Raw genomic sequence first — 22,427 nt, forward strand, 5'->3', positions numbered from 1 at the left:
CGAACGCTCGCACAGCACCTGGACTTAGGAAAAGGCAGGTCAAGCCGTGTTTTGGATGGTGCCCCCGGCAGGATTCGAACCTGCGGCCTTCTGCTCCGGAGGCAGACGCTCTATCCCCTGAGCTACGGGGGCGCACCGACATACCTGTTGCGCCATGGGGCTTTCGAACAAGCACGGACAGACTAACGCATCGCGGTGACCACCCCGCCACCGCAATGGATTCGGGGCGCGGGCGCCCCAGCCAATAGGATGGACGCTCGTGACCCCCGCTGACCTGGCTGAGCTGCTCAAAACCACCGCCGCCGCGGTGCTGGCCGAGCGCGGGCTGGATGCTGCCGCGCTGCCGCAGACGGTCACCGTGGAGCGTCCCCGCAATCCCGAGCACGGCGATTACGCCAGCAACCTGGCGCTGCAGCTGGGCAAAAAGGTCGGCGCCAACCCCCGCGAGCTGGCCGGATGGCTCGCCGAGGCGCTCGACCGGGCCGACGGCATCGCGTCGGCGGAGGTGGCCGGCCCCGGGTTCATCAACCTGCGCCTCGAGGCGTCGGCGCAAGCCGTCGTGGTCAACAACGTCATCGACGCCGGCGACCGCTTCGGTCACTCCGACGCGCTGGCCGGCCACCACATCAACCTGGAGTTCGTGTCGGCCAACCCGACCGGGCCGATCCACATCGGCGGCACCCGCTGGGCCGCCGTCGGCGACGCGCTGGGCCGGCTGCTGTCCACCCAGGGCGCCGACGTGGTGCGCGAATACTATTTCAACGACCACGGCGCCCAGATCGATCGGTTCGCCAGCTCGCTGGTCGCCGCGGCCAAGGGCGAGCCCACCCCGGACGACGGCTACGCCGGCGCCTACATCAACGACATCGCCGCCCAGGTGTTGCAGAAGGCGCCCGACGCGCTGAGCCTGCCCGAGGCCGAGATGCGCGAGACCTTCCGCGAGATCGGTGTCGACCTGATGTTCACCCACATCAAGGAGTCGTTGCACGAGTTCGGCACCGACTTCGACGTCTACACCCATGAAGACTCGATGCACACCAAGGGCCTTGTCGAGGAAGCCATCGGCAGGCTGCGCGAGACGGGCAACATTTACGAGAAGGACGGCGCAACGTGGTTGCGCACCAGCGCGTTTGGTGACGACAAGGACCGCGTCGTCATCAAGAGCGACGGCAAGCCGGCCTACATCGCCGGTGACATCGCCTACTACCTGGACAAGCGGCAGCGCGGCTTCGAGCTGGCCATCTACATGCTGGGGGCCGACCACCACGGCTACATCGCGCGGCTCAAGGCCGTAGCGGCGGCGTTCGGCGACGACCCGGCCACCGTCGAAGTGCTGATCGGGCAGATGGTCAACCTGGTCCGCGAGGGCCAGCCGGTCCGGATGAGCAAGCGGGCCGGAACGGTGATCACGCTGGACGACCTCGTCGAGGCCATCGGTGTCGACGCCGCGCGCTACAGCCTGATCCGTTCTTCGGTGGACACCCCCATCGACATCGACCTCGCGCTGTGGTCCTCGGCGTCGAACGAAAACCCGGTCTATTACGTGCAATACGCGCATGCCCGGCTCTCGGCGCTGGCCCGCAACGCCGCCGAGCTCGCCCTGATCCCCGACACCGCGCACCTCGAACTGCTCAGCCACGACAAGGAGGGGACGCTGCTGCGCACCCTCGGCGAATTCCCGCGGGTGCTCAGCACGGCGGCGACGCTGCGCGAACCCCACCGGATATGCCGGTACCTGGAAGACCTCGCCGGCGACTACCACCGGTTCTACGACGCATGCCGAGTCTTGCCGCAGGGCGACGAGCAACCGACCGATCTGCACACCGCGCGCCTGGCGCTGTGCCAGGCGACCCGCCAGGTGATCGCCAACGGCCTGGCGATACTGGGCGTCACCGCTCCGGAGCGAATGTGAACGTCCACCCCGCCGGTCCTCGGCACGCCGAAGAGACCCGCCACGCCGAAAGCCCGCTGCGGCCGCAATCCCCCGAGGAGCTGCTGCTGCTGGCTCCGAATGTGTGGCCGCGCAACGTCGCTCGTGATGAGGCCGGAGTCGCCAGCATCGGGGGCGTCACAGTGACCGACCTCGCCCAGGAGTACGGGACCCCGCTGTTCGTCATCGACGAGGACGACTTCCGGTCCCGCTGCCGCGAGATCGCGTCGGCCTTCGGCGGCGGTAAGAACGTGCACTATGCCGCGAAGGCGTTCCTGTGCAGCGAGATTGCGCGCTGGATCGACGAAGAAGGCCTGTCCCTCGACGTGTGCACCGGCGGCGAGCTGGCGGTCGCGCTGCACGCCAACTTCCCGCCCGAACGGATTACCTTCCACGGCAACAACAAATCCGTCGCCGAGCTGACGGCCGCGGTCAAAGCCGGTGTCGGCCATGTCGTGTTGGACTCGATGGTCGAGATCGAGCGCCTCGACGCGATCGCGGGGGAGGCGGGCATCGTCCAGGATGTCTTCGTCCGCCTCACCGTCGGTGTCGAGGCGCACACCCACGAGTTCATCTCCACCGCACACGAGGACCAGAAGTTCGGGTTGTCGTTGGCCAGCGGCGCGGCTCTGGACGCCGTCGGCAAGGTATTCGACGCCCGGCACCTGCGACTGGTGGGCCTGCACAGTCACATCGGTTCGCAGATCTTCGATGTCGCCGGCTTCGAACTCGCCGCACGGCGGGTCATCGGTCTGCTACATCAGGCCGTCGAACGATTCGGTGTCGAGAAGACCGCGCAGATCTCCACCGTGGATCTGGGTGGCGGACTGGGCATCTCCTATCTCGCCGCCGATGATCCGCCGCCGATGGGCGAGCTGGCCGCCAAGCTGAGCGAGATCGTGCGCCACGAGTCGGCGGCCGTCGAGCTGCCGACCCCGCGACTGGTGGTCGAGCCGGGGCGGGCCATCGCCGGGCCGGGCACCATCACGCTCTACGAGGTGGGCACCGTCAAGGATGTCGACGTGAGCGCCACCGCGCACCGGCGCTACGTCAGCGTCGACGGCGGCATGAGCGACAACATCCGCACCGCGCTCTACGACGCGCAGTACGACGCCCGGCTGGTCTCGCGGCTCAGCGATGCCCCGGCCGAGCTGGCCCGTGTCGTCGGAAAGCATTGCGAGAGCGGCGATATCGTGGTGCGCGACACCTGGGTGCCTGGAGACATACGACCGGGTGACCTGATCGGGGTCGCCGCCACCGGTGCCTACTGTTATTCATTGTCGAGTCGTTACAACATGATCTGCCGCCCCGCCGTCGTCGCGGTGCGCGACGGGCGCGCCCGTCTGCTCCTGCGTCGTGAGACGGTCGACGATCTGTTGAGTCTGGAAGTGAGGTGAACTGTGCCCCGTGACGAAAAGCCGGTGGGTGTAGCGGTACTCGGGTTGGGCAACGTCGGCAGCGAGGTTGTCCGAATCATCGAGGACAGCGCTGATGACCTCGCCGCTCGTGTCGGCGCACCCGTGGTGTTGCGCGGCGTCGGAGTGCGCCGCGTCGCGGCGGACCGCGGTGTCGCCGTCGAGCTGCTCACCGACGACATCGAAGCGCTCGCCGCCCGCGACGACGTCGACATCGTCGTGGAACTGATGGGGCCGGTGGAGCCATCCCGCAAGGCCATCCTGTGCGCCCTCGAGCACGGCAAATCGGTCGTCACGGCGAACAAGGCGCTGTTGGCCACCTCCACCGGCGAGCTGGCGCAGGCCGCCGAAAGTGCGCATGTCGACCTGTATTTCGAGGCGGCCGTCGCGGGCGCGATTCCGGTCATCCGTCCGCTGACGCAGTCGCTGGCCGGCGACACGGTGTTGCGCGTCGCCGGGATCGTCAACGGCACCACCAACTACATCTTGTCGGCGATGGACAGCACCGGCGCCGACTACGACACCGCGCTGGCCGAGGCCAGCGCGCTCGGTTACGCCGAGGCCGACCCGACCGCCGACGTCGAGGGCTACGACGCCGCGGCCAAGGCGGCGATCCTGGCGTCCATCGCCTTCCACACCCGGGTGACCGCAGACGACGTCTACCGCGAGGGCATCACCAAAATCACCCCGGCCGACTTCGAATCGGCCCGGGCCCTGGGGTGCACCATCAAGCTGCTGTCCATGTGCGAGCGCATCAAAACCGATGGCCAGGAGCGGGTTTCGGCGCGCGTCTATCCCGCACTTGTACCATTGTCCCACCCACTGGCCACGGTCAACGGCGCCTTCAACGCGGTGGTGGTCGAGGCCAAGGCCTCTGGCCGGCTGATGTTCTACGGCCAGGGCGCCGGCGGCGCGCCGACCGCGTCGGCGGTGGCCGGTGACATGGTGATGGCCGCGCGCAACCGGGTGCTGGGCAGCCGCGGGCCGAAGGAATCCAAGTACGCCCAACTACCCATTGCCCCAATGGGTTTCATCTCCACTCGCTACTACGTCAGCATGAACGTCGCCGACAAGCCCGGCGTGCTGTCCTCGGTGGCGGCCGAATTCGCCACGCGCGAGGTCAGCATCGCCGAGGTCCGTCAGGAAGGCGTCGTAGACGAAGACGGGCGACGGATCGGGGCCCGCATCGTCGTGGTCACCCACACCGCCACGGATGCCGCGCTGTCCGAAACCGTGGATGCGCTGGCCCATTTGGATGTCGTGCAGAGCGTCACCAGCGTGCTGCGACTGGAAGGGACCACGCTATGAGCGCGCCGCGCACCGCCGTCCACAAGCCGTGGCCCGGTCTCATCGAGGCTTATCGGGATCGGTTGCCGGTGGGCGACAACTGGACCCCGGTCACCCTGCTCGAGGGCGGCACCCCGCTGATCGCGGCGGGCCGGATCTCGGAAAAGACCGGCTGCAGCGTTCATCTCAAGGTCGAGGGCCTCAATCCCACCGGCTCCTTCAAAGACCGCGGCATGACGATGGCCGTCACCGATGCGCTGGCGCGTGGCCAGCAGGCGGTGCTGTGCGCGTCGACCGGAAACACCTCGGCGTCGGCGGCGGCCTACGCGGCGCGCGCCGGCATCACCTGCGCGGTGCTGATACCGCAGGGCAAGATCGCGATGGGCAAGCTGGCGCAGGCGGTCATGCACGGCGCCAAGATCATCCAGATCGATGGCAACTTCGACGACTGCCTGGAGCTGGCCCGCAAGATGGCCGCCGACTTTCCGACCATCGCGCTGGTCAACTCGGTCAACCCGGTGCGCATCGAGGGCCAGAAGACGGCCGCGTTCGAGATCGTCGACGCGCTCGGGACCGCGCCCGACGTGCACGCTCTGCCGGTCGGCAACGCGGGAAACATCACCGCGTACTGGAAGGGATACACCGAGTATCACCACGAGGGCCTGATCGAGAAGCTGCCGCGCATGCTGGGCACCCAGGCCGCCGGTGCGGCCCCGCTGGTGCACGGCGCGCCGGTCAAGAACCCGGAGACCATCGCGACCGCCATCCGCATCGGCGCGCCCGCGTCGTGGACGGCGGCCGTTGACGCGCAGCAGCAATCGAACGGCCGCTTCCTGGCCGCGACCGACGACGAGATCCTGGCCGCCTACCACCTGGTGGCGGAGTCGGAGGGCGTCTTCGTCGAACCCGCCTCGGCGGCCAGCATCGCGGGCCTGCTCAAGGCCATCGACGACGGCTGGGTGGCCCGCGGGTCGACCGTCGTGTGCACGGTGACCGGCAACGGCCTCAAGGACCCCGACACCGCGCTGCGGGACATGCCGACGGTGACCCCGCTGCCGGTGGACCCGGTCCTCGTGGTCGAAAAGCTGGGGCTGGCCTAGTGGCGATCGCAAGCGCGGAAGGCTGTTGATGACCCCGATGCTGCCCGCCGGGCTGGTGGCCAGCGCCGTGGTTTCGGCGTCCAGCGCCAATCTTGGCCCCGGCTTTGACAGCATCGGTCTGGCACTGAGCCTGTACGACGAAATCATCGTCGAGACAACCGATTCCGGACTGGTCGTGCGGGTCGAGGGCGAAGGGGCGGGCCAGCTGCCGGTGGGTCCCGAACACCTGGTGGTGCGCGCACTGGAGTGCGGCTTGCGGGCAGTCGGGGTCCGCGCCCCGGGCCTGGTGGTGCGCTGCCGCAACGCCATCCCGCATTCGCGCGGCCTCGGCTCCTCGGCGGCGGCGGTGGTCGGCGGCCTGGCGGCCGCAAACGGCCTTGTCGCACAAACGGATTGGACGCCGCTCAGCGCAACCCAACTGATCCAGGTGTCCTCGGAGTTCGAGGGTCATCCCGACAACGCCGCGGCCGCCGTGTTGGGCGGCGCGGTCGTTTCGTGGGCCGACCGCACCGGCGATCGTCCCCAGTACGCGGCGGTGCCGCTGCGGCTACATCCCGATATCCACCTCTACTCTGCGATTCCCGAGGAACGCTCGCTCACCGCCGAGACCCGCGTGCTGCTGCCCGCGCAGGTCAGCCACGAGGACGCGCGCTTCAACGTCAGCCGCACCGCGTTGCTGGTGGTGGCGCTCACCGAACGCCCGGACCTGCTGATGGCGGCCACCGAAGACGTGCTGCACCAGCCGCAGCGCGCCCCGGCAATGCCGGCCTCGGCGGAATATTTGCGCCTCCTGCGACGTCATAACGTGGCAGCGACGCTTTCCGGGGCCGGACCATCACTGATCGCGTTAACCACAGCGGCGGAGCTGCCCTCGGAAGTGGCGGAGTACGGCGAGGCCAACGGATTTGCCATCACCAAGATGGCCGCTGGCGAAGCAGTTCGCTGGAGTCCCGGAGTCACCGTCGTCGGTTGATCCACAGCGTGGCCGGAGGGTTTGCTTGCTTCCGGCAAGGATGGGAGCTATCCTCGGACGCGTCCAGCAATCGCAGCATCTGCATCTGCATCCATACTGCCTTGCCGCTAGGACACACCAATTCTTCTTGTGGACGAGGTTCGCCGTTTACTCCGCCGATCCAGGCGATCACCGTTGCAATGTCGATGATTGGGCGCACTCGGCAATTTGCCTGAATGCAACGAACCCTCCGTATGACCTGATCAGCGGGGGAAAGAAAGGAAATCCGTGACTGATACGGACCTGTTCACGGCTGGCGAAAACACTGACGCCAATCAACTCTCGAATGCCGTGACCACAGACACTCCAGACGCGAAACCCAACGTCTCGGGTGGATCACTGTCCACGATGGTGCTGCCCGAGCTGCGCGCGCTGGCCAATCAAGTTGGCGTCAAAGGGACGTCGGGGATGCGTAAGAACGAACTGATCGCCGCGATCAAGGAAGTCCGGGGGCAGGCCAACGGCGCTCCCGCCAATGGCACCAAGTCCGCTGTGGACAGCGGCAAGTCGGACACCAAGGACGGCACCAAGACCGACAACAGCACCGCGGACGCGCCGGCGGCCAAGGGCGACCAGAACGGTACGACCGAGGCGCCCCGCCGCGAACGACGCGGCGCTTCGCGCGAAGCGGGATCCGCAGCCCGCGGCAACGACGAGGCCGACCGCGAGAGCTCAGGCAGCCGTGAGGGCGCCGCTCCGGGTGAGTCCGACCGCCGCGAGAAGGCCAAGCAGGACAACCAGAATGACGACCGCGGCCAAGACGGCGGCGGCGACCAGGATCAGAACTCCGGCGGCCAGCAGGGCCGCGGCGGCTCGAACCAGCAGGACGACGACGGCGAGGGCCGTCAGGGCCGGCGGGGACGCCGCTTCCGTGACCGCCGCCGCCGGGGTGAGCGCTCCGGCGAGGGTGGCGACACCGAGCTGCGCGAGGACGATGTCGTCCAGCCGGTGGCCGGCATTCTTGACGTTCTCGACAATTACGCCTTCGTGCGCACCTCCGGCTACCTGGCCGGTCCGCACGACGTCTACGTGTCGATGAACATGGTGCGCAAGAACGGCCTTCGTCGCGGTGACGCGGTCACCGGCGCGGTCCGCGTGCCGAAGGAAGGCGAACAGCCCAACCAGCGGCAGAAGTTCAACCCGTTGGTGCGCCTGGACAGCGTCAACGGTGGCTCGGTCGAGGACGCCAAGAAGCGCCCCGATTTCTCCAAGCTGACGCCGCTGTACCCCAACCAGCGCCTTCGCCTGGAAACGACCAGCGACCGGCTGACCACCCGGGTCATCGACCTGATCATGCCGATCGGTAAGGGCCAGCGCGCGCTGATCGTGTCGCCGCCCAAGGCCGGTAAGACGACGATCCTGCAGGACATCGCCAACGCGATCACCAGGAACAACCCGGAATGCCACCTCATGGTCGTGCTCGTCGACGAGCGGCCCGAGGAGGTCACCGACATGACCCGCTCGGTCAAGGGCGAGGTCATCGCCTCGACCTTCGACCGGCCGCCGTCAGACCACACTTCGGTCGCCGAACTGGCGATCGAGCGGGCCAAGCGGCTGGTTGAGCAGGGCAAGGACGTCGTCGTGCTGCTGGACTCGATCACCCGCCTCGGGCGCGCCTACAACAACGCGTCGCCCGCCTCGGGCCGGATCCTGTCCGGTGGTGTCGACTCCACCGCGCTGTACCCGCCCAAGCGGTTCCTGGGCGCCGCCCGCAACATCGAGGAAGGCGGGTCGCTGACCATCATCGCCACCGCGATGGTCGAGACGGGGTCCACCGGCGACACGGTCATCTTCGAGGAGTTCAAGGGCACCGGTAATGCCGAGCTCAAGCTGGACCGCAAGATCTCCGAGCGACGCGTCTTCCCGGCGGTCGACGTGAACCCGTCGGGTACCCGTAAGGACGAGCTGCTGCTGTCGCCGGACGAGTTCGGCATCGTGCACAAGCTGCGCCGCGTGCTGTCGGGGCTGGACTCGCATCAGGCCATCGACCTGCTGATGTCGCAGCTGCGCAAGACGAAGAACAATTACGAGTTCCTGGTCCAGGTGTCCAAGACGACACCCGGGGCGATGGACAACGACTAGCCGGGAATGCGCGGGCGCAGCTCGCTGTTTGGGATGATGGTGGTTGACCTGGCATAATCGGGGCTCGATTATCCGACAACCGCCTGAGGTTCGGAGTTCACGCCCGACCGTCCGAGTTTGGATGGGGGCGGGCGGCAAACGATCGAAGAGGACATCATGAAAGCTGACATTCACCCCGCCTACGGGGAGACCACGGTGCTCTGCGGGTGTGGCAACACCTTCCAGACGCGCAGCACCAAGGACGGCGGACACATCGTCGTCGAGGTCTGCTCGCAGTGTCACCCCTTCTACACCGGCAAGCAGAAGATCCTCGACAGCGGCGGCCGCGTGGCCCGCTTCGAGAAGCGGTACGGCAAGCGCAACGCCGGCGCTGCTGCCGACAAATAGCTCGGTTCCCGACGCCCGAACTGTGCGCACCGTCGCACAGGCCGGGCGTCGGTTTGCGTTCGGCGTGATGACAGGCGAAGCGGGGCAGGAGGTGTGGCGGTGACCAAGCCGGTACAGACCATCGATGTGCTGCTGGCCGAGCACGCCGACCTCGAGCGCCGGCTGGCGGATCCGGAATTGCACAGCAATCCCGACGAGGCCCGCAAGGCCGGTCGGCGGTTCGCCCGGCTGGCCCCGATCGTGGGTACCTACCGCAAGCTGGCGGCCGCGCGCGATGATCTGGAAACGGCGCGAGAGCTGGCCGCCGACGACGCGTCCTTCGCCGCCGAGGTGACCGATCTGGAAACCCAGGTGGCCGAGCTGGACACCCAACTCACCGACATGCTGGCGCCGCGTGACCCGCACGACGCCGACGACATCGTGCTCGAAGTGAAATCCGGTGAGGGCGGCGAAGAATCGGCGTTGTTCGCCGCCGACCTGGCGCGGATGTACATCCGCTACGCCGAGCGGCACGGCTGGACCGTCACCGTCTTGGACGAAACCACCTCGGACCTCGGCGGCTACAAGGACGCGACGCTGGCCATCGCCAGCAAGGGCGACACCGCCGACGGAGTCTGGTCGCGGATGAAATTCGAGGGCGGAGTGCACCGGGTGCAACGCGTCCCGGTGACGGAATCCCAAGGCCGCGTTCATACTTCGGCGGCCGGCGTGCTGGTGTATCCCGAACCCGAAGAAGTCGGCGAGGTGCAGATCGACGAGTCGGACCTGCGCATCGATGTCTATCGCTCGTCGGGCAAGGGCGGCCAGGGCGTCAACACCACCGACTCCGCGGTGCGCATCACGCACCTGCCCACCGGCATCGTCGTCACCTGCCAGAACGAGCGTTCGCAGCTGCAGAATAAAGCCCGCGCGCTGCAGGTCCTGGCCGCCCGACTGCAGGCCCTGGCCGAGGAGCAGGCCCTGGCGGATGCCTCGGCGGACCGGGCCAGCCAGATCCGCACCGTGGACCGCAGCGAACGCATCCGCACCTATAACTTCCCGGAGAACCGGATCGCGGACCACCGCATCAACTTCAAGTCGCACAACCTCGACCAGGTCCTCGACGGCGACCTCGACGCCCTGTTCGACGCCCTGGCCGCCGCCGACAAGCAGTCCCGGCTGCAACAGGCATGAACGTCCTGCGGCGCGCGATCGACGATGCTGCGGCCACCCTTGCCGAAGCGGGAATCGATTCCGCTCGTTGGGATGCCGAACAGCTGGCCGCCCACCTGGCGGGAACCGACCGCGGGCGCCTTACCCTGCTGGACCCGCCCGGTGAGGAGTTCTTCGGGCGCTACCGCGACGTCGTGGCCGCGCGCTCGCAACGGGTGCCGTTGCAACATCTGCTGGGGACCGCGGCATTCGGCCCCGTGACGCTGCACGTCGGACCGGGGGTCTTCATACCTCGGCCCGAGACCGAGGCCCTGCTGGAATGGGCTGTTGCGCAACAACTTGCGCCGCATCCCGTCATCGTCGACTTGTGCACCGGTTCGGGCGCTTTGGCGGTGGCGCTGGCCCACCACCTGCCTGACGCGCGAATCATCGCCATCGACAACTCCGACGCCGCGCTCGAGTACGCGCGCCGCAACGCGCGCGGCACCGCGATCGAGCTGCTGCGCGCCGACGCCACCGAGGCCGGGCTGCTCGCCGAACTGGACGGGCGGGTCGACATGGTGGTGGCCAACCCACCCTATGTCCCCGACGGTGCGGTGCTGGATCCCGAAGTCGCGCAACACGATCCGCACCAGGCGGTCTTCGGCGGTCCGGACGGATTGGCGGTGATCGCCCCCCTCGTCCGCCTCGCCGGCCGCTGGCTCCGCCCGGGCGGGCTGATCGGTGTCGAGCACGACGACACCACCTCGGCCCAGACGGCGGAATTGTTCGACCGCACAGAAGTATTCGACGACGTCCAGGCCCGCGCGGACCTGACCGGGCGGCCGCGCTTCGTGACGGCCCGCAGGACGGCGACAGCGCGGGAGGAGCGGCGCCGATGACTGAGGTCTTCGACTGCGCGGATCCCGGTCAGCGCGCGCTCGGCATCGCCGCGGCGGCAGGAGCGCTCAAGGGCGGCCGGCTGGTCGTCATGCCCACCGACACCGTGTACGGCATCGGCGCCGACGCGTTCAACAGCGCCGCGGTCTCCGCCTTACTGTCGGCAAAGGGCCGGGGGCGCGACATGCCGGTGGGGGTGCTGGTCGGCTCCTGGCACACCATCGAGGGACTCGTCTACACCATGCCGGACGGGGCCCGCGACCTGATCCGCGCGTTCTGGCCGGGCGCGTTGAGCCTGGTGGTCAGCCAGGCGCCGTCGTTGCAGTGGGACCTCGGCGACGCCCGCGGCACGGTGATGTTGCGCATGCCGCTGCATCCCGTTGCCATCGAACTGTTGCGTGAGGTCGGGCCACTGGCGGTGTCGAGCGCCAACATCTCCGGCCATCCGGCGGCCGTCGACGCCAACGAGGCGCGCAGCCAGCTCGGCGATCTGGTGGACGTCTATCTGGAGGCGGGTCGTGCCGATCAGGGAGCCGCCTCGACGATCGTCGACCTGACCGGTGCGACGCCCCGGATTCTGCGGCCGGGCCCGGTGAGCGCGGAGCGGATCGCGGAAGTGCTCGCCGTCGATCCCGAAAGCCTGACCGCCCCGGCCTGACTGGAGCGGTTGTCGGGGTGCCAGGTTTGTCCAGTACGGTCTCGGTGATGTCCAGCGACGTAACCACCCTTGCCGGTGGGTTGCTCGCGCTGACCGACCGCGGCGCCGGCGTCCCGCTTCGTGAGCTGGCGCTGGTGGGATTGACCGCGGCGATCATCACGTACTTCGCGACGGGACCGGTCCGGGTGCTGGCCACCCGGCTGGGCGCGGTCGCCTATCCCCGCGAGCGCGACGTCCACGTCACGCCGACCCCCCGGATGGGCGGGCTGGCGATGTTTCTCGGCGTCATCACGGCCGTCTTTCTGGCCTCCCAACTTCCGGCGCTCACCCGTGGCTTCGTCTACTCCACCGGAATGCCCGCGGTGCTGGTGGCCGGCGCGGTCATCATGGGCATCGGCCTCATCGACGACCGTTGGGGCCTCGACGCTTTGACCAAGTTCGCCGGACAGATCACCGCGGCCAGCGTGCTGGTCACCATGGGTGTGGCGTGGAGCGTCCTCTACATCCCGATCGGCGGCGTTGGCACCATCGTGCTCGACCAGGCTTCGTCGATCCTGCTGACCCTCGCCCTGACCGTGTCCGTCGTCAACGCGATGAACTTCGTCGACGGGCTCGACGGCCTGGCCGCCGGGCTCGGGCTGATCACCGCGCTGGCCATCTGCATGTTCTCGGTCGGGCTGCTGCGCGACCACGGTGGTGACGTCCTGTTCTATCCGCCAGCGGTGATCTCGGTGGTGCTCGCCGGGGCCTGCCTGGGCTTTCTGCCGCACAACTTCCACCGCGCCAAGATCTTCATGGGCGACTCCGGCTCGATGCTGATCGGTCTGATGCTCTCGGCCGCGTCGACGACGGCCGCGGGCCCGGTCTCGCAGAACGCCTACGGCGCCCGTGACGTGTTTGTGCTCCTGTCACCGTTCCTGCTGGTGGCCGCGGTCATCTTCGTGCCGATGCTGGATTTGCTGCTGGCGATCGTGCGCCGCACCCGTGCGGGCCGCAGCGCGTTCAGCCCCGACAAGATGCATCTGCATCACCGGTTGCTGCAGATCGGTCACTCGCACCGGCGGGTGGTGTTGCTGATCTATCTGTGGGTCGGGATCGTCGCGTTCGGCGCCGCCAGCACAATCTTTTTCCGTCCCCGCGATACCGCGGCGGTGATGCTGGGTGCGATTGTGGTGGCCGGCATCGCGACGGCGATCCCACTTTTACGCCGTGGGGACGACTACTACGACGAGGAGTAGTAGTAAGGTCCGCGGTGTGATACGGTGCTGGTAGAACCCCAAAAAGCCGCGCAGGCTACCGGTCCATCGGAGGCTAATCCGAGCGGGCTGGTTAAAGACCGGCCTCGGGAGATACCCCTTGGGTGATTCAACTGTGACGTGCGATACGCTCGGCGGACCACCGATCAGTCGGTCGGGGGGTTCCCGTACTACCAACCTGGGATTGAGGTGCTGCAGTGACGACACCAGCGCAGGACGCGCCGTTGGTGTTTCCCTCTGTTGCTTTCCGTCCGGTTCGGCTCTTGGTGATCAGCATTGCCATCACGGCGGTGGCGGTGCTCGCCGCCGGACTGTCCGGTCACCTGATGGTCGGAGTCTTCTTCGGTATCGGGCTTCTCCTGGGTTTGCTCAATGCGGTGTTGGTGCGTCGCTCGGTTGAAGCGATTACCGCCAAGGATCACCCGCTGAAAAGGTCGATGGCGGTCAACTCGGCGTCACGGCTGGCCATCATCACCGTCGTCGGGCTGATCATCGCCTACGTCTTCCGGCCCGCCGGCCTGGGCGTCGTGTTCGGATTGGCGCTTTTCCAGGTCCTATTGGTCGCCGCGACAGCGCTTCCGGTGTGGAAGAAGCTGCGCGCAGGCGACTGGGCGGGGTCTTCGGACGGTGCCGAGGGCGGCGTGATCGAAGGAACGGAAGGAAGGAACCCCACCGATGCCTGAGACGACGTTCCTGGCCGCGGCGATCGAGGTTGGCGATCACACCCAAGCAAAGTGGCTCGGCATGACCGTCAACACCGACACGATTTTGTCGACCGCGATCGCTGCGGTGATCGTGTTGGCGCTGGCCTTCTTCCTACGCGCGAAGATCACCTCGAAGGGCGTGCCCAGTGGCGTTCAGTTGTTCTGGGAGGCGATCACCGAACAGATGCGCGGACAGATTGAGAGCGCCATCGGCATGCGGATCGCCCCGTTCGTGCTGCCACTGGCCGTCACCATTTTCGTGTTCATCCTGATCTCCAACTGGTTGTCTGTGCTTCCGCTGCAGTACACCGACAAGTCGGGACACGCCACCGAACTACTGAAGTCGGCGGCGGCGGACATCAATTACGTTCTGGCGCTAGCCCTTTTCGTCTTCGTCTGCTATCACGTGGCCGGCATCTGGCGCCGCGGCATAATCGGGCATCCGCTCGCCGTCGTGAAGGGCCATGTGGCGTTCTTGGCGCCGATCAACCTCGTCGAAGAGCTCGCGAAGCCGATTTCGTTGTCGCTCCGACTTTTCGGCAATATCTTCGCCGGCGGCATCCTGGTTGCGCTGATCGCGATGTTCCCGCCGTACATCATGTGGGCGCCCAACGCGATCTGGAAGGCCTTCGACCTGTTCGTCGGCGCGATCCAGGCGTTCATCTTCTCGATCCTGACCATTTTGTACTTCAGCCAAGCCATGGAGATCGAGGATCACCATGACTGAGACCACCACGAAGTGTTCTGTCCCACGCACCATTACAAAGGCCTGGTAGACCCCTACCAGATAGGCCCCCAATTAAGGAGGAAAGAATGGCAGCCCTGGACCCCCAAATCGCTGCCGCCGCTCTCATCGGCGGTGGCCTGATCATGGGTGGCGGCGCGATCGGCGCCGGCATCGGTGACGGCATTGCCGGTAACGCGCTGGTTTCGGGTATCGCCCGGCAACCCGAGGCGCAGGGCCGGCTGTTCACGCCGTTCTTCATCACGGTCGGTCTGGTCGAGGCGGCCTACTTCATCAACCTGGCGTTCATGGCGTTGTTCGTCTTCGCTACCCCGGTCAAGTAATTCGCCGCAATGCGTGACGCGAGTCTGAGTATTTTGGCATCCAGCCAGGTGGTGGCCGAGGGAGGCAGCAACTTCCTCGTCCCCAACGGCACCTTCTTCTTCGTGCTGGCCATCTTCCTGATCGTGCTGGCCGTCATCGGCACATTCGTTGTGCCGCCGGTGATGAGAGTGTTGCACGAGCGCGACGCCATGGTCGCCAAGACGGCTGCGGACAACAAGAAGGCGGCCGAGCAATTCGAAGCGGCCAAGGCCGATTACGAAGAAGCCCTGACCGAGGCACGGGTTAAGGCGTCGTCATTGCGCGACAATGCCCGCGCCGAAGGTCGTAAGGTGGTCGAAGACGCGCGCGCCCGTGCCGAACAGCAGGTGATGTCGACGTTGCAAATGGCATCCGAGCAATTGAAGCGGGAGAGGGACGCCGTGGAACTGGATCTGCGTGCCAACGTGGCGTCGATGTCGGCGACGTTGGCCAGTCGAATCCTCGGCGTCGACGTCGCCCCCGCCGCCGCGACCACATCCGCAACCAAGACATCCGGACGGTAATTACGTATGTCGACTTTCATCGGCCAGTTGGTGGGCTTTGCGGCCATCGTGTTCTTGGTGGTGCGCTACGTCGTGCCGCCAGTGCGTCGGCTGATGGCCGCGCGGCAAGACGCTGTGCGCCAACAGCTGAAAGATGCTGCGACGGCAAGTGATCGGCTGACCGAGTCGACCACGGCGCACAGCAAGGCCGTGGAAGACGCGAAGACGGAGGGTGAACGGGTCGTCGAGGAGGCCCAGGCCGACGCGGGCCGCATCGTCGAGCAGTTGCGGGCCCAGGCGGATGTCGAGTCCGAACGCATCAGCGTGCAGGGCAGCCGCCAGGTCGATCTCTTGCGCACCCAGCTGAGCCGACAGCTCCGGTTGGAACTCGGCCACGAAGCGGTGCGTCAGGCGGGCGAGTTGGTGCGCAACTACGTCGCCGACGCCGAACAGCAGTCGGCGACCGTCGACAGGTTCCTCGACGAGCTCGACGAGATGGCGCCCGCGTCGACCGACGTCCAGTACCCGCTGATGACCAAGATGCGCTCGTCGAGTCGCGTCGCACTGGGCAACCTGTCGGACAAGTTCAGCACCATAGCCAAAGACCTTGACAGCAAGGCGCTTTCAAGTCTCTCCAGTGAGCTGGTAGAGGTTGCCCAGATGCTGGACCGCGAGATCGTCGTCACGCGGTATCTGACGGTTCCGGCCGAGGATGGAGCCCCCAGGGTCCAGTTGATCGAGCGGCTGCTCTCCGGCAAGGTCGGCGACGTCACCCTCGACGTGCTGCGCTCGGCTGTATCGGAGCGTTGGTCGGCCAACTCCGACCTCATCGACGCCATCGAACACGTGTCGCGGCAGGCGCTGCTCGAAGTAGCCGAACGTGAGGACAAAGTCGACGACGTCGAAGAACAGCTGTTCCGGTTCTCGCGCGCCCTCGACGCGGAGCCGCGGCTGGCGATCCTGCTGGGCGACTACTCCGTTCCGGTGGAGGGGCGAGTCGGCCTCCTGCGCAAGGTGCTTGAGAGCGCGAGCGGCCGGGTCAATCCGATCACGATGGCACTGCTGGCCCAGACTGTGGAGCTGCTGAGGGGCCAGAATGCCGACGAGGCCATTCAGTTCCTGGCGGAGGTTGCGGTTGCGCGCCGCGGCGAGATAGTGGCGCAAGTCAGCGCAGCGGCCGAACTCAGCGATGCGCAGCGCGCCCGCCTCACCGACGTGCTTGCCCGCATCTACGACCACCCGGTGGCGGTGCAGCTCCAGATCGATGCCGAACTCCTGGGCGGGCTGCTCATCTCCGTGGCCGACGAAGTGATCGACGGGACGCTCGCTTCTCGACTTGCCGCGGCCCAGGCTCAATTGCCCGACTGACCACCATCGACCAATCACAATCACACGCGAACCAAGATCAAGTAGGAAGACGAAAAGCCATGGCCGAGTTGACCATCTCCGCTGAGGACATCCAGAGCGCCATCGAGGAGTACGTAGGCTCCTTCACCTCCGATACTGCCCGCGAGGAGGTCGGCTCGGTCATCGAGGCCGGGGACGGTATCGCGCACGTCGAGGGTTTGCCCTCCGTCATGACCCAGGAGCTGCTCGAGTTCCCGGGCGGGGTCCTCGGCGTCGCCCTGAACCTCGATGAACACGACATCGGCGCGGTGATCCTGGGTGACTTCGAGAAGATCGAAGAAGGCCAACAGGTCAAGCGCACCGGCGAGGTCCTGTCGGTGCCCGTAGGCGACGCGTTCCTAGGGCGCGTGGTCAATCCGCTCGGCCAGCCGATCGACGGCCAGGGCGACATCGATACCGACATTCGCCGCGCGCTGGAGATCCAGGCGCCGTCGGTGGTGCAGCGGCAGAGCGTGAGCGAGCCGCTGCAGACCGGGATCAAGGCCATCGACGCGATGACCCCGATCGGACGCGGCCAGCGCCAGCTGATCATCGGCGACCGCAAGACCGGCAAGACCGCCGTCTGCGTGGACACCATCCTCAACCAGCGGGAGAACTGGGAGAGCGGCGACGAGCGCAAGCAGGTGCGCTGCGTGTACGTGGCCATCGGCCAGAAGGGCACCACGATCGCCTCGGTCCGACGCGCGCTCGACGAGGGCGGCGCCATGGACTACACCACCATCGTCGCGGCGCCGGCATCCGATTCCGCCGGCTTCAAATGGCTTGCGCCGTACACGGGTTCGGCGATCGCGCAGCACTGGATGTACGAGGGCAAGCACGTGCTGATCGTCTTCGACGACCTGAGCAAGCAGGCCGAGGCCTACCGAGCCATCTCCCTGCTGCTCCGTCGCCCGCCGGGTCGCGAGGCCTACCCCGGTGACGTGTTCTACCTGCACTCCCGCCTGCTGGAGCGTTGCGCCAAGCTTTCCGACGACCTCGGTGGTGGCTCGCTGACCGGGCTGCCGGTTATCGAGACCAAGGCGAACGACATCTCCGCCTACATTCCCACCAACGTCATCTCGATCACCGACGGCCAGTGCTTCCTGGAGTCCGACCTGTTCAACCAGGGTGTGCGGCCCGCCATCAACGTCGGTGTGTCGGTGTCCCGCGTGGGCGGTGCGGCGCAGATCAAGGCGATGAAGGAAGTCGCCGGCTCGCTGCGACTGGACCTGTCGCAGTATCGCGAACTGGAGTCGTTTGCCGCCTTCGCCTCGGACCTGGACGCGACGTCGAAGGCCCAGCTGGAGCGCGGTGAACGCCTGGTCGAACTGCTCAAGCAGCCGCAGTACCAGCCGATGCCGGTTGAGGAGCAGGTGGTCTCGATCTTCCTGGGCACCGGCGGTCACCTGGACTCGGTGCCCGTCGAGGACGTCCGGCGTTTCGAGACCGAGCTGCTGGACCACATGCGGGCCTCGGAAGAGAAGTTCTTGAGCGGCGTCCGCGACAGCGGAAAGCTCTCGGAAGAGGGCGAGAACCAGCTCACCGAGATCATCAACAAATTCAAGAAGGGTTTCGCGGCCACCGGCGGTGGATCGGTCGTGCCCGACGAGCACGTCGAGGCCCTGAACGAAGAGGATCTGGAGAAAGAGTCCGTACAGGTCAAGAAGGAAAAGCCGAAGGACAAGAAGGAATCCAAGGCCTCCGGCAAGGACAAGAAGTAACTACCGATGGCAGCCACACTTCGCGAATTACGCGGCCGGATCCGTTCGGCCGGGTCGATCAAGAAGATCACCAAGGCACAGGAGATGATCGCGACCTCGCGCATCGGCAAGGCGCAGGCCCGGTTGGAATCCGCGCGGCCCTACGCATTGCAGATCACCTCGATGCTCACCACGCTGTCCTCCGAAGCCGCCTTGGACCATCCACTGCTGGTCGAACGAGAAGAACCGAAGCGCGCCGGCGTCCTGGTGGTGTCCTCGGACCGCGGTCTGTGCGGCGCGTATAACTCGAGCATCTTCCGTCGCTCCGAGGAGCTGTTCTCCCTGCTGCGGCAGGAAGGCAAGACGCCGGTTGTCTACACGGTGGGCCGAAAGGCGCTGAACTACTTCAAGTTCCGCAACTGGGACATCACTGAATCCTGGACCGGTTTCTCCGAGCAGCCCCAGGTGGAAAACGCCCAGGAGATCGCGTCCACCTTGGTCGAGAGTTTCATGGCCGGGGTCGGTGATGACGAGACACCCGACGACCAGGGCGTCGACGAACTGCACATCGTCTACTCGGAGTTCAAGTCGATGATGTCGCAGGCCGCGGTGGCCCACCGCATCGCTCCGCTGGTCATGGAATACGTCGAGGACACCGACGAACTCCACACGTTGTACTCATTCGAACCAGACGCCACAACGCTTTTCGACGCGTTGCTGCCGCGGTATGTGACGACCCGGGTGTACGCCGCGTTGCTCGAGTCGGCGGCATCGGAGCTCGCGTCGCGTCAACGCGCAATGAAGTCGGCGACCGACAACGCCGACGACCTGATCAAAGAGCTGACGCTGATGGCGAACCGGGAGCGCCAAGCTCAGATCACCCAGGAGATCAGCGAAATCGTCGGCGGCGCAAACGCGCTCGCCGACGCTCAGTAGCACACGAGGAAGAAGAAAAATATGGCTGCTACTACTGAAAGCACCCAGAAGACCGACAAGAAGTCGACCAATGGCGACACCAACGGCCGCATCGTGCGGGTGACCGGCCCCGTCGTCGACGTCGAGTTCCCGCGCGGCTCGGTACCCGAGCTGTTCAACGCGCTCAACGCGGAGATCACCTTCGAGGAGCTCAAGAAGACCCTGACACTCGAGGTTGCGCAGCACTTGGGCGACAATCTCGTTCGGGCCATCTCGCTGCAGCCCACCGACGGCTTGGTGCGCGGCGTTGAGGTCACTGACTCCGGCAAGTCGATCTCGGTGCCGGTCGGTGAGGGCGTCAAGGGCCACGTCTTCAACGCCCTGGGCGACTGCCTGGACAAGCCCGGTTACGGCGAGGAGTTCGACCACTGGTCGATTCACCGCAAACCGCCGGCGTTCGAAGAGCTTGAGCCCCGCACCGAGATGCTCGAGACGGGTCTGAAGGTCGTAGACCTGCTCACCCCGTACGTGCGTGGTGGCAAGATCGCGCTGTTCGGCGGTGCCGGCGTGGGCAAGACGGTGCTGATCCAGGAGATGATCAACCGTATTGCCCGAAACTTCGGTGGCACTTCGGTTTTCGCTGGCGTCGGTGAGCGCACCCGCGAGGGCAACGACCTGTGGGTCGAGCTGAAGGAAGCCGACGTGCTCAAGGACACCGCGCTGGTGTTCGGTCAGATGGACGAGCCGCCCGGCACCCGTATGCGGGTGGCGTTGTCCGCACTGACCATGGCCGAGTGGTTCCGCGACGAGGCCGGCCAGGACGTGCTGTTGTTCATCGACAACATCTTCCGATTCACCCAGGCCGGTTCGGAGGTCTCGACGCTGCTCGGTCGTATGCCGTCCGCGGTGGGTTACCAGCCGACGCTGGCTGACGAGATGGGCGAGCTGCAGGAGCGCATCACCTCGACGCGAGGCAAGTCGATCACGTCGATGCAGGCCGTGTACGTGCCCGCGGACGACTACACCGACCCTGCGCCGGCAACGACGTTCGCGCACCTGGACGCCACCACCGAGCTCTCTCGAAACGTGTTCTCCAAGGGCATCTTCCCCGCGGTGGACCCGCTGGCATCAAGCTCGACCATCCTCGACCCGAGCGTCGTCGGTGACGAGCACTACCGGGTGGCGCAGGAGGTCATCCGAATCCTGCAGCGGTACAAGGACTTGCAGGACATCATCGCGATCCTCGGTATCGACGAGTTGTCCGAAGAGGACAAGCAGCTCGTTCAGCGTGCGCGCCGGATCGAGCGATTCCTGTCGCAGAACATGATGGCGGCCGAGCAGTTCACCGGTCAGCCGGGCTCGACGGTGCCGCTGAAGGAGACCATCGAGGCGTTCGACCGCCTGACCAAGGGCGATTTCGACCACATCCCGGAGCAGGCGTTCTTCTTGATCGGTGGCCTCGACGACCTGGCGAAGAAGGCCGAAGGCTTTGGCGCCAAACTGGAATCCTGAGGCGTGAGCGAAAAGGCTCTGAAAGGCTCGTGGCATGGCTGAATTGAACGTTGAGATAGTCGCCGTCGACCGCAAGATCTGGTCGGGTGAAGCAACGTTTCTCTTCACCCGCACCACCGTCGGTGAGATCGGCATCATGCCGCGGCACATCCCGCTGGTGGGGCAGTTGGTCGACGACGCAATGGTGCGCGTCGAACGAGAGGGCGAAGACGATCTGCGGGTCGCGGTCGACGGCGGATTCCTGTCCGTCACCGAGGAATCGGTGACGATCCTCGCCGAATCCGCCGAGTTCGAGTCGGAGATCGACGAGAGCGCCGCCAGAGAGGCCGCTGAGTCTGACGATCCGCGTATCGCCGCCAGAGGGCGCGCGAGATTGCGCGCCGTCGGCGCGATCGACTAACCGCCGATGAGCGCGCCCATGATCGGCATGGTCGTGCTCGTCGTCGTGCTGGCGAGCGCCGTCATCGGGCTGAGCTATCGGCTGTGGAAGCTGCGTCAGGGCGGCACGGCCGGGATCATGCGAGACATTCCCGCGGTCGGGGGCCATGGCTGGCGGCACGGCGTAATCCGTTACCGCGGTGGCGAAGCCGCGTTCTACCGGCTCTCCAGCCTGCGACTGTGGCCGGACCGGCGGCTGAGCCGGCGAGGCGTGGAGATCGTGTCCCGGCGCGCGCCGCGCGGTGATGAGTTCGACATCATGACCGACGAGATCGTCGTCATCGAGTTGCGCGACACGACCCAGGACCGCAGGTCTGGCTACGAGATCGCCTTCGACAAGGGCGCGTTGACCGCATTCCTGTCGTGGCTGGAGTCGCGTCCGTCACCGCGTTCGCGTCGGCGCAGCCTGTAGAGCGGGCGCACTGCCGGCCGACTACGTGCCGGCGTTCTCGCCGCCGGGTTTCCACAGCACGTCACCGTCGGGGTTGGCCACGCGCGACAGGATGAACAGCAGATCCGACAGGCGGTTCAGGTATTTCGCCGGCAGGACGTTGACCTGTCCGGGCGCGGCGTCGACGGCAGCCCACGCCGACCGCTCGGCTCGACGCACCACGGTGCGGGCGACGTGCAGCAACGCCGACAACGGCGAACCACCTGGCAGCACAAACGAATTCAGCTTCGGCAGCGGCTCGTTATATGTGTCACACCATTTTTCGAGCCGATCGATGTAGGGCTGGGTGACCCGCAGCGGCGGATACTCGGGTTTTTCGACCACGGGAGTCGACAGATCCGCGCCGGCATCGAACAAGTCGTTCTGGATCTGCCGCAGGACACCCGTGAGCTTCTCGTCCGGCTGACCCACGGCGACCGCGACGCCGATCGCCGAGTTGGCTTCGTCACAATCGGCGTACGCCACCAGGCGAGGGTCGTTCTTGGAGACACGCGAGAAATCACTCAATCCCGTGGTGCCGTCATCGCCGGTTCGTGTGTAGATGCGAGTCAGGTGTACAGCCATGAGCAAACC

The 22,427-nt window shown here is 66.3% G+C and carries 21 protein-coding genes, 1 tRNA gene and 1 pseudogene; 21 read left to right on the plus strand and 2 right to left on the minus strand.

The features are described 5' to 3' along the window. Positions 1–56: 56 nt before the first annotated feature. Positions 57–132, minus strand: a tRNA-Arg gene (locus tag A5732_RS24790). A gap of 127 nt (positions 133–259) precedes the next feature. Between A5732_RS24790 and argS the strand changes: the two genes are divergently transcribed. The 21 genes and pseudogenes from argS to A5732_RS24900 all read left to right on the plus strand — a co-directional run bounded on the left by argS (position 260) and on the right by A5732_RS24900 (position 21,815). Next, positions 260–1,912, plus strand: a complete 1,653-nt coding sequence (gene argS / locus A5732_RS24795; RefSeq protein ID WP_076103564.1) for an arginine--tRNA ligase — start codon at positions 260–262, stop codon at positions 1,910–1,912. Further along, positions 1,909–3,327 carry a diaminopimelate decarboxylase gene (gene lysA, locus A5732_RS24800; protein WP_076103565.1) on the plus strand — a complete coding sequence of 473 codons (1,419 nt, stop codon included), beginning with the start codon at positions 1,909–1,911 and terminating at the stop codon, positions 3,325–3,327. Before argS ends, lysA begins: the two co-directional genes overlap by 4 nt. Positions 3,328–3,330: 3 nt before the next feature. Next, entirely contained in the window at positions 3,331–4,653 is a 1,323-nt protein-coding gene (locus A5732_RS24805) for a homoserine dehydrogenase (protein ID WP_076103566.1), read from the plus strand. After that, the gene (gene thrC / locus A5732_RS24810; RefSeq protein ID WP_076052389.1) at positions 4,650–5,732 is read left to right on the plus strand and encodes a threonine synthase; all 1,083 of its coding nucleotides are present in this window, start codon (positions 4,650–4,652) and stop codon (positions 5,730–5,732) included. The genes A5732_RS24805 and thrC overlap by 4 nt, the downstream gene beginning before the upstream one ends. A 37-nt stretch (positions 5,733–5,769) precedes the next feature. After that, on the plus strand, positions 5,770–6,705 hold the full coding sequence (gene thrB, locus A5732_RS24815; RefSeq protein WP_076103645.1) for a homoserine kinase: 936 nt from the start codon (positions 5,770–5,772) through the stop codon (positions 6,703–6,705). 267 nt (positions 6,706–6,972) lie between these two features. Next, positions 6,973–8,826 carry a transcription termination factor Rho gene (rho, locus tag A5732_RS24825; protein ID WP_076052388.1) on the plus strand — a complete coding sequence of 618 codons (1,854 nt, stop codon included), beginning with the start codon at positions 6,973–6,975 and terminating at the stop codon, positions 8,824–8,826. Between the two features lie 156 nt (positions 8,827–8,982). Next, on the plus strand, positions 8,983–9,213 hold the full coding sequence (rpmE, locus tag A5732_RS24830; RefSeq protein WP_007773875.1) for a 50S ribosomal protein L31: 231 nt from the start codon (positions 8,983–8,985) through the stop codon (positions 9,211–9,213). Positions 9,214–9,312: 99 nt separating this feature from the next. Then, positions 9,313–10,386, plus strand: coding sequence for a peptide chain release factor 1 (gene prfA, locus A5732_RS24835; protein ID WP_065141879.1), 1,074 nt, complete (start codon positions 9,313–9,315; stop codon positions 10,384–10,386). Continuing rightward, the gene (gene prmC / locus A5732_RS24840) at positions 10,383–11,246 is read left to right on the plus strand and encodes a peptide chain release factor N(5)-glutamine methyltransferase (RefSeq protein ID WP_076052387.1); all 864 of its coding nucleotides are present in this window, start codon (positions 10,383–10,385) and stop codon (positions 11,244–11,246) included. The genes prfA and prmC overlap by 4 nt, the downstream gene beginning before the upstream one ends. Continuing rightward, on the plus strand, positions 11,243–11,902 hold the full coding sequence (locus tag A5732_RS24845; RefSeq protein ID WP_065073584.1) for an L-threonylcarbamoyladenylate synthase: 660 nt from the start codon (positions 11,243–11,245) through the stop codon (positions 11,900–11,902). Before prmC ends, A5732_RS24845 begins: the two co-directional genes overlap by 4 nt. 28 nt (positions 11,903–11,930) lie before the next feature. Then, positions 11,931–13,140, plus strand: a pseudogene (locus A5732_RS24850) (glycosyltransferase family 4 protein); the annotation flags it as partial. Between the two features lie 215 nt (positions 13,141–13,355). Then, the gene (locus A5732_RS24855) at positions 13,356–13,841 is read left to right on the plus strand and encodes an ATP synthase subunit I (RefSeq protein WP_064950620.1); all 486 of its coding nucleotides are present in this window, start codon (positions 13,356–13,358) and stop codon (positions 13,839–13,841) included. Continuing rightward, on the plus strand, positions 13,834–14,589 hold the full coding sequence (atpB, locus tag A5732_RS24860) for a F0F1 ATP synthase subunit A (protein WP_076052386.1): 756 nt from the start codon (positions 13,834–13,836) through the stop codon (positions 14,587–14,589). The genes A5732_RS24855 and atpB overlap by 8 nt, the downstream gene beginning before the upstream one ends. A gap of 95 nt (positions 14,590–14,684) precedes the next feature. Then, a complete protein-coding gene (locus tag A5732_RS24865) occupies positions 14,685–14,930 on the plus strand; it encodes a F0F1 ATP synthase subunit C (protein ID WP_065052998.1) in 246 nt (81 codons plus the stop codon). 9 nt (positions 14,931–14,939) lie between these two features. Beyond that, complete coding sequence (locus A5732_RS24870; protein ID WP_064950623.1) at positions 14,940–15,473, plus strand: F0F1 ATP synthase subunit B; 534 nt, start codon at positions 14,940–14,942, stop codon at positions 15,471–15,473. Between the two features lie 6 nt (positions 15,474–15,479). After that, on the plus strand, positions 15,480–16,820 hold the full coding sequence (locus tag A5732_RS24875; RefSeq protein ID WP_076052385.1) for a F0F1 ATP synthase subunit B/delta: 1,341 nt from the start codon (positions 15,480–15,482) through the stop codon (positions 16,818–16,820). A 59-nt stretch (positions 16,821–16,879) separates the two neighbouring features. Next, positions 16,880–18,559 (plus strand): F0F1 ATP synthase subunit alpha, encoded by a 1,680-nt coding sequence (gene atpA, locus A5732_RS24880; RefSeq protein ID WP_076052384.1) that lies wholly within the window; start codon positions 16,880–16,882, stop codon positions 18,557–18,559. 6 nt (positions 18,560–18,565) lie between these two features. Continuing rightward, on the plus strand, positions 18,566–19,474 hold the full coding sequence (locus A5732_RS24885; RefSeq protein WP_076103567.1) for a F0F1 ATP synthase subunit gamma: 909 nt from the start codon (positions 18,566–18,568) through the stop codon (positions 19,472–19,474). A 21-nt stretch (positions 19,475–19,495) separates the two neighbouring features. Then, complete coding sequence (gene atpD / locus A5732_RS24890; protein WP_064949971.1) at positions 19,496–20,965, plus strand: F0F1 ATP synthase subunit beta; 1,470 nt, start codon at positions 19,496–19,498, stop codon at positions 20,963–20,965. A 34-nt stretch (positions 20,966–20,999) separates the two neighbouring features. Continuing rightward, entirely contained in the window at positions 21,000–21,365 is a 366-nt protein-coding gene (locus tag A5732_RS24895) for a F0F1 ATP synthase subunit epsilon (protein WP_064949972.1), read from the plus strand. A 6-nt stretch (positions 21,366–21,371) separates the two neighbouring features. Next, entirely contained in the window at positions 21,372–21,815 is a 444-nt protein-coding gene (locus A5732_RS24900) for a DUF2550 domain-containing protein (RefSeq protein ID WP_064949973.1), read from the plus strand. Positions 21,816–21,836: 21 nt separating this feature from the next. Here the strand turns inward: A5732_RS24900 and A5732_RS24905 are convergent, their stop codons facing one another. Then, positions 21,837–22,418, minus strand: a complete 582-nt coding sequence (locus A5732_RS24905) for a cob(I)yrinic acid a,c-diamide adenosyltransferase (RefSeq protein ID WP_076052382.1) — start codon at positions 22,416–22,418, stop codon at positions 21,837–21,839. Positions 22,419–22,427 lie beyond the last annotated feature (9 nt).

Source organism: Mycobacterium colombiense, from assembly GCF_001953985.1.
Lineage (GTDB): Bacteria > Actinomycetota > Actinomycetes > Mycobacteriales > Mycobacteriaceae > Mycobacterium > Mycobacterium colombiense_B.